The organism is Actinomyces sp. Z5 (assembly GCF_003287795.1).
Lineage (GTDB): Bacteria > Actinomycetota > Actinomycetes > Actinomycetales > Actinomycetaceae > Actinomyces > Actinomyces glycerinitolerans.
In genome coordinates, this window is record NZ_QMIN01000063.1 from 60,331 (window position 1) to 76,640 (window position 16,310).

At 71.0% G+C, this 16,310-nt stretch carries 12 protein-coding genes; 9 read left to right on the forward strand and 3 right to left on the reverse strand.

Annotated elements, in window-relative coordinates:
• Positions 1–41: 41 nt before the first annotated feature.
• A complete protein-coding gene (locus tag DRB06_RS08810) occupies positions 42–1,304 on the reverse strand; it encodes an ABC transporter permease (RefSeq protein ID WP_111819731.1) in 1,263 nt (420 codons plus the stop codon).
• Between the two features lie 3 nt (positions 1,305–1,307).
• The gene (locus tag DRB06_RS08815; RefSeq protein WP_111819732.1) at positions 1,308–2,267 is read right to left on the reverse strand and encodes an ABC transporter ATP-binding protein; all 960 of its coding nucleotides are present in this window, start codon (positions 2,265–2,267) and stop codon (positions 1,308–1,310) included.
• 323 nt (positions 2,268–2,590) lie between these two features.
• On the opposite strand from DRB06_RS08815, the gene smc reads away from it, so the two are divergent.
• The 6 genes from smc to ffh all read left to right on the forward strand — a co-directional run bounded on the left by smc (position 2,591) and on the right by ffh (position 11,743).
• Positions 2,591–6,334: a chromosome segregation protein SMC gene (gene smc, locus DRB06_RS08820; RefSeq protein WP_111819733.1), complete on the forward strand. Its 3,744-nt coding sequence runs from the start codon at positions 2,591–2,593 to the stop codon at positions 6,332–6,334.
• 134 nt (positions 6,335–6,468) lie between these two features.
• Positions 6,469–6,822: a hypothetical protein gene (locus DRB06_RS08825; protein ID WP_108969806.1), complete on the forward strand. Its 354-nt coding sequence runs from the start codon at positions 6,469–6,471 to the stop codon at positions 6,820–6,822.
• Positions 6,823–6,894: 72 nt separating this feature from the next.
• Positions 6,895–8,082, forward strand: a complete 1,188-nt coding sequence (gene ftsY / locus DRB06_RS08830) for a signal recognition particle-docking protein FtsY (RefSeq protein ID WP_108967801.1) — start codon at positions 6,895–6,897, stop codon at positions 8,080–8,082.
• A gap of 125 nt (positions 8,083–8,207) precedes the next feature.
• A complete protein-coding gene (locus DRB06_RS08835) occupies positions 8,208–9,530 on the forward strand; it encodes an ammonium transporter (protein WP_073332883.1) in 1,323 nt (440 codons plus the stop codon).
• A gap of 3 nt (positions 9,531–9,533) precedes the next feature.
• Positions 9,534–9,881, forward strand: a complete 348-nt coding sequence (locus DRB06_RS08840) for a P-II family nitrogen regulator (protein WP_073332886.1) — start codon at positions 9,534–9,536, stop codon at positions 9,879–9,881.
• A 161-nt stretch (positions 9,882–10,042) separates the two neighbouring features.
• The gene (gene ffh, locus DRB06_RS08845) at positions 10,043–11,743 is read left to right on the forward strand and encodes a signal recognition particle protein (protein WP_111819734.1); all 1,701 of its coding nucleotides are present in this window, start codon (positions 10,043–10,045) and stop codon (positions 11,741–11,743) included.
• A gap of 169 nt (positions 11,744–11,912) precedes the next feature.
• Here ffh and DRB06_RS08850 read toward each other — a convergent pair whose 3' ends face one another.
• Complete coding sequence (locus tag DRB06_RS08850; RefSeq protein WP_146750849.1) at positions 11,913–13,151, reverse strand: hypothetical protein; 1,239 nt, start codon at positions 13,149–13,151, stop codon at positions 11,913–11,915.
• 633 nt (positions 13,152–13,784) lie between these two features.
• Between DRB06_RS08850 and DRB06_RS08855 the strand changes: the two genes are divergently transcribed.
• The 3 genes from DRB06_RS08855 to DRB06_RS08865 all read left to right on the forward strand — a co-directional run bounded on the left by DRB06_RS08855 (position 13,785) and on the right by DRB06_RS08865 (position 16,252).
• On the forward strand, positions 13,785–15,269 hold the full coding sequence (locus DRB06_RS08855; protein ID WP_258522211.1) for a sodium:alanine symporter family protein: 1,485 nt from the start codon (positions 13,785–13,787) through the stop codon (positions 15,267–15,269).
• Between the two features lie 301 nt (positions 15,270–15,570).
• Entirely contained in the window at positions 15,571–16,014 is a 444-nt protein-coding gene (rpsP, locus tag DRB06_RS08860; RefSeq protein ID WP_073332896.1) for a 30S ribosomal protein S16, read from the forward strand.
• Between the two features lies 1 nt (position 16,015).
• Entirely contained in the window at positions 16,016–16,252 is a 237-nt protein-coding gene (locus tag DRB06_RS08865) for an RNA-binding protein (RefSeq protein ID WP_108967793.1), read from the forward strand.
• Positions 16,253–16,310 lie beyond the last annotated feature (58 nt).

Sequence of the window (16,310 nt, forward strand, 5' to 3'; positions counted from 1 at the left end):
GAGGGGGCGATGCGGTGAGGGGACGGGGAACGGGCCCGCTGTCAGGCGGGACGCCGGGACAGGACCTCCTTCAGGGGGACCCGGGCGCCGGTGCGCGTGACGGCCCGCGTGTAGATCCGCGCCGACAGCCACACGAATGCCGGGATGAACACCAGTGCGAGCACGAGTGCTGCCGCCTGCTCGCCCCAGGACGAGACGCCGAGCACGAGCCGCGCCGGCATCAGGAATGGGGAGAAGGGCGGCAGGTAGGCCAGCACGCGGTACAGCAGGGATGAGGAGTCGCCCAGCGCCATCACGAAGGAGAGCACGTAGGGGATCATCAGCGTCATCGTCAGCGGCATGACCGCGCTGGCCACGTCCTCCTGGCGGCTGACCAGCGCGCCGGCGGCGGCGTAGCCGACCGCGTAGATCGCGTAGCCGACGATCATCCAAACGATCATGGCGACCAGCACGGTATCGATGTCGACCGCGCCCTCGGGCAGTACGCCGCTCAGCTTCGCCGTCACGCCGGCGATGATCCCTATCAACCCGTAGGAGACCAGCACCGCGGTGCCGGTTCCGATCACCTTGCCGGCCAGCAGGGAGGTGGGCCGCACGCAGGCCAGCAGGATCTCCACGATGCGGCTGGACTTCTCCTCCACCACGCCCATGGCGATCGTCTGGCCGCCGCCCATGACGATGATGAACAGCAGGATGTCGACGATCAGCAGGACGGAGTAGCGTGCGCCGAAGTCGGCGGAGTCCTGGTCGGGTGGGTCGAGGGCCTCCACCTGGGGCACGGCCCCCGCCACCGATGCCGCCACCTGGGTGGGCTCGCCGCCCAGGGCGGTGATCTGTTCGGACAGGGCCGACTGTTGGAGCACGTTCGTTACGGCGGCGACCACCGCCTGGTCGGCGTTGCCCTCCTCGCTGACCTTCAGCGCGGGGGAGGGGCCGGTCAGGTCGAGCACCATGTCCACGTCGCCGTCATCGGCGGTGATGCCGAGCGCCGCCTCGGCGTCGGTGTCGGAGACATCGGTGACCTGGACGGTCAGGCCGTTGCTGTCGCTGACCTGGCCCAGGACCGAGACCAGTGCCGTGGTTGTTTCGGCATCGGGCGCGGAAACGCCCAGCCGGTAGGGCTCGTCCTCGCCGCCCGTCAGGTGGGCGACCACGAGGATGCCGCCGACGGCGAGGACCAGCATGATGAGTGTGGAGATCACCGCCGAGCGCTTGAACAACTGGGTGCGCAGCTCGCGGCCGGCTACCAGGCGGATCTCCTGTGAGCGGGAGATGGTGGTGTTGGAGTGTTCGGGGGCGGGCACGGCTCAGGCCTCCTGTCCGGTCGTGGGGGCGGGGGATGCGGTGGGGGCGGCAAGCACGTCGCGGAAGATCTCGGTGAGCGGGCGGGTCACGGGCCCCAGCTCACGCAGCCGACCCAGGCGCTGGGCCGCCTCCAACAATCGCTGTTCGTCGGGGCCGCCGGCCACGACGGTCACCCGCGCACCCTCGGCAATGGGCTCGGCGCTCGCCTCCACTCCGGGGGTTCCGGCCAGCATGGCGGTGGCGGCGCCGACGGCGGCCTCGGGCTCGCCGGCGACCTCGACGACGGCGCGCCAGCGCGGCTCGGCGCCCGCCTGCAACTCGGCCACGGTGCCGTCGGCAACCAGCCGGCCCTCCCGGATGATGACCACGCGGTCGCACAGCCGCTGCACGACGTCGAGCTGGTGGGAGGAGAACAGCGTGGGCACCCCGGCCGCTGCCCGCTCGCGCAGCACCTGACTCATCACGTCCACGGCCACCGGGTCCAGGCCGGAGAAGGGCTCGTCCAGGATCAGCAGGTCGGGGTCGGAGACCAGGGCGGCCGCCAACTGGACGCGCTGCTGGTTGCCCAGGGAGAGCTTCTGCACCTCGTCGTCGCGCCGGGCGGCGATGTCCAGCCGCTCGGTCCACTGCTCGCCGGCCCGCCGGGCGGCGTCGGCCGTCACCCCGTGCAGGCGGGCCAGGTAGGTCAGCTGCTCACCGACCTTCATCTTCGGGTACAGGCCGCGCTCCTCGGGCATGTAGCCGATGCGACGACGCTCGGCGGCACCCACCGGCGCGCCGTCCCAGGTCACGGAGCCGGCGTCGGCGGTCAGCACCCCCATGACGATGCGCATGGTGGTGGACTTGCCGGCGCCGTTGGCACCCACGAAGCCCACGATCTCACCGTCACCTAGGCGCAGGGACAGGGCGTCGAGAGCCTGCAGGCTCCCGAAGCGTTTGGACAGGTTCGCAATGTCGAGCACGGGCACTCCAATCGGGATGGGTAGTGTTAAGTCCGCTTGACGTGGAGAGTCTGCTCGACCGCAAGCGCTGGTGTCAAGGTCGCTTGCTGGAGCGCTCGCTGTCCCCACCGCCGTGAGGGGCGAAGCGCCGGGCACCGCGTACGCCGGTGCGTCAAGAACACCCCTCTGCGCCAGACGCACACGCCTTCCTCTCGAATACACGAGTTTTAGAGGTTTGCACGTGCGCAGCGCCCGCAAAGCTCTAAAACTCGTGAGCCTGACGCAAACGCGTGTTCATGGCGGCGGACTGCGGGTTTTCGCCCGCTTCCCGCTATCGTTGGCGTGTGCACCTCAAGACGTTGACGATGAAGGGATTCAAGTCCTTCGCCTCGTCGACCACCCTGCGCCTGGAGCCGGGCATCACCGCCGTGGTCGGCCCCAACGGCTCGGGCAAGTCCAACGTGGTGGACGCCCTGACCTGGGTCATGGGGGAGCAGGGCGCAAAGAACCTGCGCGGCGGTTCCATGGCCGATGTCATCTTCGCCGGAGCCGGCTCCCGCCCCGCGCTCGGCCGCGCCGAGGTCTCCCTGACGATCGACAACACCGACGGCGCCCTGCCCATCGACTACAGCGAGGTGACCATCACCCGCACCCTGTTCCGCGGCGGCGGCAGCGAGTACCAGATCAACGGCAACACCTGCCGCCTGCTGGACGTCCAGGAACTCCTGTCCGACACGGGCATGGGCCGGCAGATGCACGTGGTGGTCGGTCAGGGACAGCTCGACGCGGTGCTCACCGCCACCCCGGAGGAGCGGCGCGGCTTCATCGAGGAGGCCGCCGGCGTTCTCAAGCACCGGCGCCGCAAGGAGCGGGCGCTGCGCAAACTCGACTCCATGGCAGCCGACCTGACCCGGCTCACCGACCTTACCGCCGAACTGCATCGACAGCTCGGCCCCCTCGCCCGGCAGGCCGCCGTCGCCCGCCGCGCCCACGTCATCCAGGCGGAGGTCCGCGACGCCACCGCCCGGCTGCTGGCCGACGACGTCGTGCAGGTCCAGTCGTTGTTGGACGCCGGCCAGGAGGATCGGGCCCGCCTGGACCGCCGCCGCGCCGGCATTGAGGAGTCCGAGCGAGTCGCCCGCGTCCGGCTGGAAGAACTTACCGCCGTCGAGGCCACCTCCGGGCAGCGGCTGGCCCGCGCCACCGCCACCTGGGAGGAGCTGACGGGCGCCGCCCAATCCCTGGCCGCCCTGGCCGACGTCGCCGCGGAGCGCGTGCGCGGGCTGGCCGCCGCGCCGGGCCCCGCCGTCGGCACCGATCCGGAGGAACTGGAGCGCCGGGCCCAGGAGGCCGCCGCCGAGGAGACGGAACTGGCCGCCGCCATTGAGGCCGCCCGTACCGCACTGACGGACGCCACCGCTGAACGCGTCGACGCCGAGGCCGCCGCCGCCACCGCCGAGCAGGCACTCGCGGCGCTGCAGACCCGGCGCGCCGAGCATCGCGAGCTGCTGGCCCGCGCTTGGGGCCGCGTCGCTTCGGCCCGCTCCCGCCACGAGGCCGCCCGCGCCGCCGTCGAGCAGGCCCGGGCATCTCTGGCCGCCGCGGAGGGCCGCGACGCCGCCGCCGTCCGGGCCCTGGAGGAGGCCACGTCCGCCGACGCGGACCGCCCCGAAGCATCGGCCGACGCCGACCGGCCCGACACCGCGGCTGGCGAGCAGGCCCGTGCCGCCGCCGCCCACGCGGCGGCCACCGCCGCGCTGAACGCCGTCCGCGACGTCGTCGCCACCGCCACCGACACCCGTCGTGAGGCGGCCGCCGAGTTGGCCACCTGGACCGCCCGCCGTGACGCCCTCGCACTGTCCCTGCGCGCTCAGGATGCCACCGCCGACCTGACCGACGCCGGCCTGCCCGGCATACTCGGCCCGCTCGCCGGCGCGGTCACGGTAGCCGCCGGCTGGGAAGACGCCCTGGCCGGCCTGCTAGGCGAGCTGGCCGGCGCCGCGGTCGTCGCCGACACCGATGCCGCCGTCGCCGCCCTCGCCCACGCCCGCAGCGAAGACGGCGGCGGGTTGCGGCTGATCATTTCCGGTCCCGACGCCGACGGCGCGGCAGGCCCGCCCGCTGCCGAACCCGCGGTCCCGGAAGCTGCCCCCGCCGGTGCTCGGCCGGCAGCCGCGCTCGTCACCGCCGAATCCGCCGCGCTGACCCGCACCCTCAACGCGTTGCTGGCCGACGCCTGGGTGGTACCCGACCTGGAGGCGGCCCAGGCCCTGCGCGCCGCCGTACCCGGCGCCGTGGTCGCCACCCGCGACGGCGACGTGCTCGCCCCCACCTGGGCCACCGGCGCCGGGGAGGGCGCCTCCTCCGTGCTCGCCCTGGCCGCTGCCTACGACGAGGCCGCCGCTCGCGCCGCCGCCGCGCAGGAGGCCGAGCACGCCGCCGCCGACGAGCTCGATACCGCCCGCGCCGAGGAGGCCGCCGCGCGCAAGGCCGTCGCCACCGCGCTGGAGCGGCTGCGCGCCGCCGACGCCGAGGCCGCCCGCGTGGCCGAGAACCGCGCCCGGCTGAACTCCGCGGCCCGCGCCGCCCGCGAGGAGACCGGTCGTGCCCGCCGCGTCTTGGAGCGCGCCGAGGCGGAGGCCGCGCAGCGCGCCGCCGAACTCGCCACCGCCCAGGCCGCCCTCGCCGAGGTCGAGAACCAGGCGCCGGCGGTCCTGTCCGCGCCCGGAGGCAGGGCCGCACCCACCGGGGAGAATGACCTCGACGCCGCCATCGATGCCGCTCGCGCCACCCGCGAGACCACCACCGCCGCCGCCTCCGCGGCCCGCACCGCCGAGACGGAGGCACGGCTGAGCCTGCGCACCGCGGAGGAGCGGGAGCGCAGCGGCCGCGGCCGCGCCGACTCCCTGCGCCGGGCCGCCCGGCGCGAACGCGAGCAGCGCGCCGCCGCCGCCCGCGCGGAGCAGGCTCGCAAGGCGCGGCTGGCAACGGCGGCGCAGGTGCGCGACCAGGCCCGCACCGCCGCCGAGACCGCTCGCACCTGGGTCGAACAGTCCCAGAGCGAACGCACCCGTATCGAGGCCGAGCGTGCCGATGCCGCCGCCGCGGCCGCCGATGTGCGCAAGCAGCTGGATGCTCTGGCCGGTGAACTCGCCGCCCTGTCCGACGCCGCCCACCGCGACGAGATCGCCCGCGCCGAGCAGAAGCTGCGCCTGGAGAATCTGGCCGAGCGCGCCATGAACGAGCTTGGCCTGGAGCTGGACCCCTTGGTGGAGGAGTACGGTCCCCACATGCTCGTGCCGGATGCGGAGGCGGAAGCCGCCGCCGAGGCCGCTGCCGACCGGGACGGTGCCGCCGACGCGCCCGACGCGCAGGAGAACACCCGGACGGGGCGGTCCGAGCCCGCCGCGCACCCGACCGGTCGGCCCTACGTGCGCGCCGAGCAGGAGAAGCGGCTGGCGCGGGCGAACCGGGACCTGGCGCGGCTGGGCAAGGTCAACCCGCTGGCCCTGGAGGAGCACGCGGCTCTGGAGGAGCGCCACCGCTTCCTGGCCGAGCAGCTCGCCGATCTCAAGCAGTCCCGCGCCGACCTGATGCGCATCGTTGAAGACGTGGACCAGCGCGTGCAGGAGGTGTTCACTCAGGCCTACGCGGACACCGCCCGCGAGTTCGCGATCGTCTTCGACCGGCTCTTCCCCGGCGGCGAGGGGCGCCTGGTGCTCACCGACCCCGATGACATGCTCACCACCGGCATCGACATTGAGGCCCGCCCCGCCGGCAAGAAGGTCAAGCGCCTGTCGCTGCTGTCCGGTGGGGAGCGCTCGCTGGCCGCCGTGGCGCTGCTAGTGGCGATCTTCCGTGCCCGGCCCTCGCCGTTCTACGTCATGGATGAGGTGGAGGCGGCCCTGGATGACACCAACCTGGGGCGGCTGCTGGACATCTTCACCGAGTTGCGCGCCTCCAGTCAGCTGATCATCATCACCCACCAGAAGCGCACCATGGAGATCGCCGACGCCCTGTACGGCATCACCATGCGCGACGGCGTGACTCAGGCGGTTTCCCAACGGCTCTCATCCGCCGCCCAGTAGCCGGGCTCAGCATGTGGGCGAGCAGTCGGCGCGGGTAACCGTGACCGACTGTGACCAACACGGCGCTGTCCGGTGGGCGACACAGCGCGCCCACCTTGGCGGCATTGTGACAAACGGAAGGCACAATTATGCCCATGGGTTCCATGATCTTCCCCCTCGCCGTCGTCCTCGTCGCCGCCTTGATCGTGCTCGGCCTGGTCGTCGCCGAGCGCTACCCGGTCGCCACCTGGCGCGACCGGCTGCGTGACCTGGCGGGGGTGGCCCGTGAGAAGGAGGAGCCCGTCAAGGTGGTGCCGCAGGACGCCCGCCTTGAGGACCTCATGACCCGGGACGACTCCGCCGTATACGTGGGCACCGAGTCCTTCTCCGGACTCGTGGACGTGGTCGAGAAGGCCATGGACACGGCCGAGTCCAAGGCCGCCGAGGTGCGTCGCAACAAGGACGCCGCCGCGGCCCGCCGCACCCGGGAGACGGCGGCGCAGCGCTAGCGCCCCTGCCGGCGCCCGGCGTCGGGCGCACGCACTTGCCGGCCCCCGTAGGCGATCAGGCATGATGGGATCATGGATCCCTTGCTGATCGTCCTCATCGTCGTCGTCGTACTCGCCGTCGCCGGCGGTATCTGGTTCTACGCGGGGCGCAACCGCGGCGGAGAGGTGCCGCCGGAGGTCAGCGCCCACAAGCCCACCAGCGCCGACGACATCCTGCTCGCCCCGCCGCAGGAGCAGGCCCCCGCCGAAGCGGAGACCCCGGCCGGGCCGACGCCGGAGGCGGCCGCGCCCGCCACCCTGGAGCGCCCCGAGTCCATCCCCGGCCGCATGCAGCGCCTGCGCTCGCGCCTGGCCGGCGCCGGCGGCTTCGGCCGGGCCATCCTCGCCGTCATGTCCCGTGGCGACCTCACCGAGGCCGACTGGGAGGAGATCGAGGACACCCTGCTCACCTCGGACCTCGGCATCGAGGTCACCACCTCCCTGATGGACGAGCTGCGCACCCAGGCGAAGGTCCTGGACACCTCCGACCCCGCCGCCATCCGGGGGGTGCTGCGCGAAGAGCTGCTGAAGCTGGTCGATCCGTCCATGGACCGCTCCCTGAACCTGGCCAAGCCCACCCCCGCCGCGGGCTGGAACTCCGCCGACGGCGAGCCGGCCGCTGCCGTGCTCATGGTCGGGGTCAACGGCACCGGTAAGACCACCACCTGCGGCAAGCTGGCCCGGGTGCTCGTCGCCGATGGCAGGACGGCCGTCATGGGTGCCGCCGACACCTTCCGCGCAGCCGCCGCCGACCAGTTGACCACCTGGGGCGAGCGCGTCGGCGTCGAGGTCGTCCGCTCCGAACGGGAGGGCGCCGACCCCGCCTCCGTCGCCTACGACGCCACCCGCGCGGCCGCCCGCGACGGCGTGGACGTGGTGCTCGTGGACACCGCCGGCCGCCTGCAGAACAAGGCCGGACTCATGGACGAGCTCGGCAAGATCAAGCGGGTCATGGAGAAGGTCGCCCCCGTCGGTGAGGTGCTGCTGGTGCTGGACGCCACCACCGGGCAGAACGGCATGCGCCAGGCGCAGGTCTTCTCCGAGGCGGTCGGCATCACCGGCATCGTGCTGACCAAGCTCGATGGCACCGCCAAGGGCGGCATCGTCGTCACCGTGCAGCGGGAGCTGGGCGTGCCCGTCAAGCTCGTCGGGCTCGGCGAGGGCGCGGACGACCTGGCGCCCTTCGACCCCGAGGGCTTCGTAGACGCCCTGCTCGCCTGAAACACCGTTGCAATACCTTGCAAGGTGTTGACACGCACGCGTCACCGGCGCGTCACCGGCGGCGAACGCGCCCCTGATTGGCTCCCTCCTGTGCGAACCCCTCGCACACTGAAGGGAGAGATCTCATGGTCCTCGACACCGGAGCCACGGCCTGGATGCTGGTGAGCGCCTCGCTCGTGCTGCTCATGACCATTCCCGCGCTCGCGCTCTTCTACGGCGGCATGAGCCGATCCAAGTCGGTCCTGAACATGATGATGATGTCCTTCGGCGGCACCGCCGTCGTCGGCGTCCTGTACATCCTGTACGGCTGGTCCATGTCCTACGGCGGCACCGACATCGCCGGCATACTGGCCAACCCGTTCGACCAACTCGGCCTGCACGGCGCCATTACCGACTCATCCGGCCAGTTTCTGCTCGACGACTACGGCGTGCCCGTCATCGTCGGGGTCGCCTTCCAGATGACCTTCGCGGTGATCACGGTCGCCCTGATCTCCGGCGCCATCGCCGACCGCACCCGCTTCGGCGCCTGGATGACCTTCGTGCCGCTGTGGGTGACCCTGTCCTACTTCCCCATGGCCCACATGGTTTGGGGCGGCGGCGCCCTGTCCGGCGACGGCTGGTTCGCCTCCATCGCCGAGCCCATCGACTTCGCCGGCGGCACCGTGGTCCACATCAACGCCGGCGTCGCCGGCTTCGTCCTGGCGGTGCTGATCGGAAGGCGCCGCGGCTTCGGGCGGATGCCCATGCGGCCGCACAACCTGCCCCTGACCATGCTCGGCTCCGGCCTGCTGTGGATCGGCTGGTTCGGCTTCAACGCCGGCAGCGCCTTCACCGCGGACGGCCTGGCCGGCCTGGCCTGGGTCAACACCTCCGCGGCCACCTGCGCCGCCGTCCTGGGCTGGCTGCTGGTCGAGCGCCTGCGCGACGGCCACGCCACCAGCCTGGGGGCGGCCTCCGGCGTCGTCGCGGGCCTGGTCGGCATCACCCCGGCCGCCGGCTCCGTCACTCCCGTGGGCGCGCTGGTGCTCGGCGTGATCTGCGGCGCCCTGTGCGCCATGGCCGTGGGCCTGAAGTACCGCTTCGGCTACGACGACGCGCTCGACGTCGTCGGCGTCCACCTGGTCGGCGGGCTCACGGGCACGGTCCTGGTCGGCTTCCTCTCCGCGGACACCGGGCTGCTGTACGGGCACGGCCCCGCCCAGCTGGTCGTCCAGGTGCTGGTCGCCCTCGTCGCCGTCGGGTTCAGCCTGGTGATCACCACCCTGTGCTGGTTCATCGTCTCCCGCACCCCGGGCGGTTGGCGGCTGTCCGCCGACGCTGAGCACCTGGGGGCCGACAAGGCGGAGCACTACGAGTCCGCCTACGAGTCGCTCACCGGCGGCCGCCTGGCCACCGTCGTCGCCCGCCGGGAGCACCGTCCCGTTACCGCCGCAGCCGAGGAGGCCTGAGCCATGAAACTCGTCACCGCAATCATCCAGCCCTACCGGCTCGACGCCGTCATCTCCGCGCTGGAACTGGCAGGCAGCAGCGGCGTGACCATCTCCGAGGCCCAGGGCGCGGGCAGGCAGAAGGGGCACACGGAGGTCTACCGCGGCGCCGAGTACCAGGTGGACTATGTGCCCAAGCTCCGCCTGGAGATCCTCACCACCGATGCGCAGGTAGAAGCCATCATCGGCGCCATCTCCGGCGCTGCCCGCTCCAGCGGTGGTGGTGCGCTCGGCGACGGCAAGATCTGGATGACCGATGTGGAGGAGGTGGTCCGGGTGCGCACCGGTGAGCGCGGCGAGGCCGCGATCTGACGCCGCCCGGCCATCGCCGTGAGGGCCCGCACGTCCCCTTGGGTGGGACGGCGCGGGCCCTCCCCGCTATCCTGAACTGAAGCGTGCGCCGTGCCCCGGCGTCGGCGCGCACCATCCGTTCCTCCAACCACCTGCGCCCCGGCGCCAAGGAAGGACCCCGCGTGTTCGGCAACCTCTCCGACCGGCTCACCGCCTCGTTCAACTCGCTGCGCGGCAAGGGCCGCCTGAGCGAAGCGGACGTGGACGCCACCGTCTCCGAGATCCGCCGCGCCCTCCTCGAGGCCGACGTCGCCCTGCCGGTGGTGCGCTCCTTCACCGCCGCCGTGCGGGAGAAGGCCAAGGACGCCGCCCGCTCGCAGGCCCTGAACCCGGCCCAGCAGGTCGTCCGCATCGTCAATGACGAACTGATCGAGGTGCTCGGTGGCGAATCCCGCGAGCTCAACTGGGCGGACCGCGGCCCCACCGTCATCATGCTCGCCGGTCTGCAGGGCGCCGGTAAGACCACCCTGGCGGGCAAGCTCGGCCGCTGGCTGAAGCAGCAGGGCAAGCGCACCCTGCTGGTCGCCTCCGACCTGCAGCGCCCCAACGCGGTCGCCCAGCTGAGCGTGGTGGCCGAGCGCGCCGGCGTGGACGTGTGGGCCCCCGAGCCCGGCAATGGCGTGGGCGACCCGGTGGCGGTGGCCCGCAGCGGCGTCGAGCAGGGGCGGGCAAACGGCTACGACGTCGTCGTCATCGACACCGCCGGCCGCCTGGGCGTCGACGCGGAGATGATGGACCAGGCCATCCGCATCCGCGACGCGGTCAGCCCCAACGAGATCCTGTTCGTCCTGGACGCCATGGTCGGTCAGGATGCCGTCAACACCTCCGTCGCCTTCCGCGACGGGGTCGGCTTCACCGGCGTGGTGCTGTCCAAGCTCGACGGCGATGCCCGCGGCGGTGCCGCCCTGTCCGTGCGCGGGGTGACCGGGGCCCCCGTCCTGTTCTCCTCCACCGGCGAGGGCCTGGACGACTTCGAGCGCTTCCACGCCGACCGCATGGCCTCCCGCATCCTGGACATGGGTGACCTGCTCACCCTGATCGAGCAGGCCGAGCGGGCCTTCGACGAGAAGGAGGCGGAGGACGCCGCCGCCAAGCTCGCCTCCGGCACCTTTACCCTGGACGACTTCCTGTCCCAGTTGCGCCAGCTGCGCAAGATGGGGTCGATGAAGAAGCTGCTGGGCATGATGCCCGGCATGGGGCAGATGCGCGAGGCCCTGGAGAACTTCGACGAGCGGGAGGTCGACCGCATCGAGGCGATCGTCTGCTCCATGACCCCCGCCGAGCGCCGTGACCTGTCCATCCTCAACGGCTCGCGCCGCTCCCGCATCGCCAAGGGCTCGGGCACCACCGTGCAGGCAGTCAACGAGCTGGTCAGCCGCTTCGAGGCCGCCAAGAAGATGATGGAGGCCATGACGGCCGGCGGCGGCCCCGGTGCCCTGGGCGGTCCCGGCGGCATGCCGGGCATGGGCTCGCTACCATCCACCGGCAAACGCTCCAAGGCCCGGCAGGCTCCCAAGGGTAAGAAGCGCAAGGGCGGCAAGAAGGGGCGCTCCGGCAACCCCGCCAAGGCCGCCCGGCAGGCGCGTGAGGCGGCCGCCGCCCGCGCGCAGAGGGCCGACGGCGCCGTGGAGACCCCCGCGCCCGCCCCGGCCGGCTCCGCCTTCGGGCTGGGCCAGCCAGCCGCGGCGGCCCCCAGCTACGGCATTATGCCGGGGCAGGGGGCGGCAAACGCCTCACAGCCCCAGCCGCAGTCGAGTGACGACGAGGTAGCCGACGCCATGGCCGCCCTGCCGGAGGATCTGCGCCGTCACCTGGGCCTGTAAGCCCGCCGACGGCCACCGGCACGGCAAGGGGCTCGTCGGTCTTTCGCCGTCCGGACCCGATCGGCAAAACCGACGCACCACGCGGACTCCGGCTCCGCCCGCTTCCCGAGCGGGCGCTGCCGCCGGCGGACCGGCGTGTGCGTACAGCCCGGAACGGCGTTCGAATCGGTCAGGACGGGGTATAGGCGATTACCTCGGAATCGATGCCCATGAGGATCAGGTCATCGGTCGTGCGTACCAGGGCTCGGCCCTTGGAACGATCCTGCGAATACTCCGGGACCAGCACCTCTCCCGACTCCGTGTCGAAGACAATGGCCCATGCGTTCACATTTGGCCGTGAACGGAGTACCAGGCTGCGACCATCGGCGGTGAGTGCCGCCATCCTCTGGTAGTAGCCGCCTTGGAGATACGTATCTATGAGCACGCTTTCGGGCAGGTCAACCTCGTTCCCGTTCAATGTGCACGCAGAAGTGTCCCGGCACTGCAGGACCACATCCGCCCAGTCGAAGTCTCCGTCGCGGTAGGCGGCGCGCAACTGCGCGAGCATTGGCAGCTCGCCGTCGGTCAGCAGCACCGTGGGGAGCTCGGCGATGACCGGGAACGGTTGTCCCTCCTCCCCGCCTGAAGTGATCAATGCGGCCTGATTCTGGGATTTGGACAGCAGCAGCCAGCCGTCACGTGCTGGAATGAATACAGGGAAGCCGCCGGCGTCCGTTGATCTGGGCCAGTTACCGTGAAGCGAGCCGTCCGCCAGAGACATCAGGGTGTAGGTGCGGGTGTTTTCGGAGTCGGATTCCGTATTGGCCACGAGCGAGCCATCCTGTACGTTGCCGCTCATTCCGAAGCCGATAGTCGGATAGACCATGTCTTCCTCATAGTCCTGCTTCCACCGCTGTGATGGATTGCCATCATTCCAGTCCCAGGCGGAGCAGGTGGCGGCGGAGCTGCTGTAGGCGTGGCGACAATTGATGGCCAGTTCCTCGGCAATGGAGATGACGACGCCTGACTCATCGGCCCAGGGAGCTTGGGTCAGGTCGCCGGTCGACGGGTCGAGCAGCAGGCGCCCGGTCGCCAGATACCCGCCCCACCACTGGGCGTACTCACCCGGGTACAGCCTGTTGATGTCTTTGCCGTCAGGGTCATCGCCGGAGCGGGTCCAGAGCTCCTCGGCGCCCGTGCTGGTGAGGTGATAACCGGTGACCTTGGCGGGCGTGTCCAGGTGTCGTTCGGAGACGATCACCAGGCAGTCTCCGGCGGAGAACGCCTGCCAGTTCGGCACGTCCAGCAAATCGCCTCGACCACTGTCCAGGCGCCATTCCTCCGCCCAGCCGGTCGGGTCGGTGGGGGTGTCCAGGACGGCCGTCGTCGAGCAGCCGGTTTGTGCGGGTGGTTCCACGACGGCGTTCACGGTGCGGGGCGTGGGGGATGCGGGGCTGGGAGTGATTTCAGCTTCGGTGGCTGACCCGAACCGGTTGCCGAGAACGCTGGCGCACACAATGACGACTGCGGCGACAGCGATGATGCCGGCAGGGAGAGTCCGTGAGCGTCTGCGGCTTGATACGTACTGCGGCAGGCTGCCCGTGTTGCGCGGCGGTTGGTTGAGGCCATGTGAGTTGCGGGGTGTGCTACCGGCTGGAGGGCTCGGCCGTGTGGGGGCGGTCGGCTCCCCATCCGCGGTTGCCGGGCGCACGGGGCTGGAGCCGATCAGTTGACGTGGCGGGCGGATAGACCTGGGGGCGCCGGGAGGACGGATGCCGCGTCGGGAGAACACACTCATGCCCCAAACATTACGGTATGGTCAAGCGTGCCGGTGGATTGTCCGAATCCGGGACAAACGTGCTTGGAGTACCGGTCCTCGGTTTCAGACTCGTTGGAGTCATGCGGCTCGACGATCGGAGACCGAGCTGGCGGCAGGCGTTTGTCCCCGATCATGACACTAGGTCTCGGACTTGCGTCCCACTCCTTGCACGTCGGCTATCTGCGCCCGCCGCCTGCGGTAACCTCACACCCGCCCCGCCATCCCCGACGGACGGAAACCACCGTGTCCGCTGCACTCACCGAAGCCCTGTCCAATTTCGAGGGCTTCGTCTCCGGCAATATTCTGATCTGGATCCTCCTGGGCACCGGCCTGTACCTGACCGTGCGCACGCGCGCCGTCCAGCTGCGGCTCTTCGTACGCGCCCTTCGCCTCGTGGCCCACTCCCGTCACCAGCGCGGTTCCCTGTCCAGCTTCCAGGCCTTCGTGATTGGTCTGGGCGGGCGCGTGGGCACCGGCAACATTGCGGGCGTGGCCCTGGCCGTCACCCTCGGCGGCCCGGGCGCCCTGCTGTGGATGTGGGTGGTGGCGATCCTCGGCATGGCGACCAGCTTCGCCGAGTCGACCCTGGCCCAGGTGTTCAAGGTCCGCAACGTCGACGGCATCTTCCGCGGCGGTCCCGCCTACTACATGCAGCGCGGCATCGGCGGTGGCCTGGGCCGCTACATGGGCGTCGTGTTCGCGGTGATGCTGGTGTTCTCCTACGGGCTCATCTTCCCGATGGTGCAGTCCAACACCATCGCCCTGACCCTGCGTGAGGCGCACGGCGTGAGCACCTCGGTCACGGCGATCGTGCTTATGGCGCTGACCGCCCCGATCCTCCTGGCCGGCATGCGGATGGTGGCGAAGGTGACCGAGTGGCTGGTCCCACTGATGGCCCTGGCCTACCTGGTGGTGGTACTCGTGGTCATCGTTGTATCCATCGACCGGGTGCCCGGCGCCTTTATGGACATCTTCGCCGGCGCCTTCAACCTGCGCTCCGGCCTGGCCGGCACCGGCGGCGGGATCTTCGCCACCTTCCTCAACGGGACCAAGCGCGGCCTGTTCTCCAATGAGGCCGGCCAGGGGTCATCCCCGAACGGCGCCGCCACGGCCGACGTCGCCCACCCCGTCACCCAGGGGCTCATCCAGGCGCTGGGCGTATGCGTGGATACGATCCTGATCTGCACCGCCACCGGATTGACCATTCTGCTGTCCTCTCCGGCGGTCTACACGCCGGGGGTAGAGCCGCAGTGGGCGGAGACCACCCTGGTACAGCACGCCCTGGGCGACGCCGTGCCCGGCAACTGGGTCATCTGGTTCATGAGCTTCGTGGTGCTCACCTTCGCCTACTCCTCGGTGCTGGGCTACTCCGCCTTCGCCGAGATCAACGTCAGCTACCTCGGCGGCGGGCAACAGGCCGGCGTTGCTCTGCGTCTGGCCATGACGATCGCCACCGGGTTGGGTGCGCTGGTCACCCTGGATCTGGCCTGGGTGATGGCGGATGTGGCCCTGGCGCTGATGACGATCCTGAACCTGGTGGCGGTGCTATGGCTGTCCGGCTGGGTGGTGGCCACGCTGAGGGACTACGACGCCCAGATGCGCGACGGCGTGGCCGAGCCGGTGTTCATCACCTCCGGCAACCCGTTGCTGCCCGGTGAGCTCGACGGCGACGTCTGGACCGCCGACCGGGCCATTCTGCGACAGGACAGCCTCCACGAGGAGATCTGAACCGGTCCCGGTGCCGCCGCCGTGCGGGAGACGCCGCCGCGCCGTAAGCGGGACCACTCGGTTCGGGGGAGTGGCGGACCGCGGCATGCTCTGTGGGCGATCTCGCACCGAATCGGTGCGGTGCGGGCGTCCCACGGCTGGCATGCGGCGGCGTCGCTCTGGCAGAATGCACGGCTGTACTCGACCGTTCCCGGTCCCTCTCCCGGTGCGATCGCGTCTCGGCCCTAACCGGCCCCCGTTGCTGTAACCCCACCGGGAATCGGCATGGGCCAAACCATCGAGAACCAGGAGTTTTTTCCAAGTGGCAGTCAAGATTCGCCTCAAGCGCCTCGGCAAGAAGTTCGCACCCTTCTACCGGGTGGTCGTCGTCGACTCCCGTAAGAAGCGCGATGGCCGTGTCATCGAGGAGATCGGCGTTTATGACCCGATGCAGGAGCCCTCGCTCATCCGCATCGACTCCGAGCGGGCCCAGTACTGGCTCGGCGTAGGCGCACAGCCCTCCAACGCCGTCTTCAACCTGCTCAAGATCACCGGCGACTATCACACCTTCAAGGGCCTGAAGGGCGTTAAGCCCCGCCTGAAGGTCAAGGACGCCGAGGCGGAGGTCGCCGCCAAGCAGGCCGCCGTCAAGGCCGTTGCCGACGACGCCGAGAAGCGCAAGGCCGACGCCGCCGTCAAGCAGGCCGAGGCCCAGGCGGCCGCCGCGGACGAGGAGCCGACCGAGGCCCCCGCCGAGGAGGCCTGACGTGCTTGCCGACGCACTCGAACACCTCGTGCGCGGCATCGTCGACAACCCCGACGACGTCACCGTCACCGCCCGCACGCTGCGCCGCGGCGACCTGTTGGAGGTCCGGGTCAACCCCGATGACCTCGGCCGCGTGATCGGCCGGTCGGGACGCACCGCCCGCGCACTGCGCACGGTCGTCGGCGCGCTGGCCGACTCGCCGGTGCGCGTGGACGTCGTGGACACCGACCGCCGCTGACACCGGCGCGAAGTCTCACCAGCGCCGCCGCCCGCATCCCACCCCGGGATGCGGGCGG